Annotated in this window: 2 protein-coding genes; both read left to right on the forward strand. The window is 33.3% G+C overall.

What is annotated here, in order from left to right:
- Positions 1-63 precede the first annotated feature (63 nt).
- Positions 64-423, forward strand: a complete 360-nt coding sequence (locus HG1285_RS18455) for a transposase (RefSeq protein WP_008289169.1) — start codon at positions 64-66, stop codon at positions 421-423.
- 57 nt (positions 424-480) lie between these two features.
- Positions 481-1,608: FAD-dependent oxidoreductase (locus tag HG1285_RS02270; protein WP_008289170.1), on the forward strand; the 1,128-nt coding region annotated here is incomplete at its 3' end.

Genomic DNA, 1,608 nt, shown 5'->3' on the forward strand with positions numbered 1-1,608 from the left:
ATGGTTTGGGTATAAATTAGGACTAATAATAGATACTTATGAACAACTATATCGTTTAATATAATGCCAGCTTCAAAACACGATATAAATGCATTAAAAGAGTTTAAAGAAGAGCAAACGGTTATAGATTTGTTAAATGGTAAAGTTTTAATTGCAGACAAAGCATTCAATTCAAAAGGACTAAAAGAAGAACTAAAAAAATTATGTATAGAGTTAGAAGCTATAAAAAAAGGAAAGATTCATCATAAACAAAAGAAAAAACAAACTTTTTTAAAGACCATTAGGAAGAAGATAGAGACTACTTTCAGCAGATTGAAGTATATGGGAATTGAAAGTATTAAAGCTGTTTCTTTGGAAGGGTTTTTAGCTAAAATTCACTTTTTTATTTTAGCTCTACAGTTTAAAATTATACTTAAGGTTTAAATTGGAAATTAGGGTTATATTATATTTTCTAACTATGTAAATATGTGAGGTAAATAAATGACTTATGATACAGATTTTGATGTGGTAGTTATAGGCGGCGGGCATGCAGGAATAGAAGCTGCTTTGGCATCTGCAAAGCTTGGAGTAAAAACTGCTCTTATTACTTTAGATAAAGAAAAAGTAGGTTTAATGCCGTGTAATCCTGCAATTGGCGGGATAGCAAAAGGTATAGTTGTAAGAGAAATAGATGCTTTTGGCGGAGAAATGGGAAAGGCTATAGATACTACTGGTCTTCAATACAAAATGTTAAATACAAGAAAAGGCCCGGCAGTTCAGTCTCCAAGAGCTCAGGCAGATAAAGAAGAGTATAGAAAATATATGGTAAATAAAACCCAAAACACTGAAAATTTAACAGTAATAGAAGGAGAAGCAACAAATATATTTTTAAAACCTTATTCTAATGAAGTTGAAGGTGTAGAAATAGATGGAAATATAAAAATAAAAGCAAAATCTGTAGTTGTCACAACAGGAACATTTTTAGATGGAGTAATACACATAGGGGATAAGCAGTTTCCGGCAGGTAGAATGGATGAAAAACCTGCACAAAAGCTTCCAGATTTTTATAAAGAGCATGGCTTTCCTCTTGTTAGATTTAAAACAGGAACTCCTGCAAGACTTGATAAAAACACCATAAACTGGTCAATTCTTGAAGAAGCTCTAGGAGATGAACCTCCTCCTAAATTTTCATTCTGGACTGAACCTGTTGGTTCATACTGGTTTAAGGAAGGACAGAAAGAGCAAGTTTCCTGCTATATAACCTATACAACAGAAGAAACTCATAAAATTATAAGAAAAAATCTGCACAGAACGGCTCTATATGGTGGAGCTATTACTGGAGTAGGACCAAGGTACTGTCCTTCTATTGAAGATAAAATTGTAAAGTTTGAGAATAAAGCAAGACACACAGTATGGCTTGAGCCAGAAACGAGAGATGGTATAAGTATTTATCCTAATGGTCTTTCTACATCCTTGCCTGAAGAAGTACAGTGGCAGATGTATCGTTCAATTCCGGGGCTTGAAAATGTTGTTTTATTAAAACCTGCTTATGCAATAGAGTATGATGTTGTACCTCCTACAGAGCTTTATCCAACCCTTGAAACAAAAAAAGTAAGAGGTCTTTATCAC

It is taken from the genome of Hydrogenivirga sp. 128-5-R1-1, from assembly GCF_000171895.1.

Coding starts and splice junctions, on each gene's coding strand:
- HG1285_RS18455 (WP_008289169.1), top strand. CDS start 64: ATGCCAGCTTCAAAACACGATATAAATGCATTAAAAGAGTTTAAAGAA.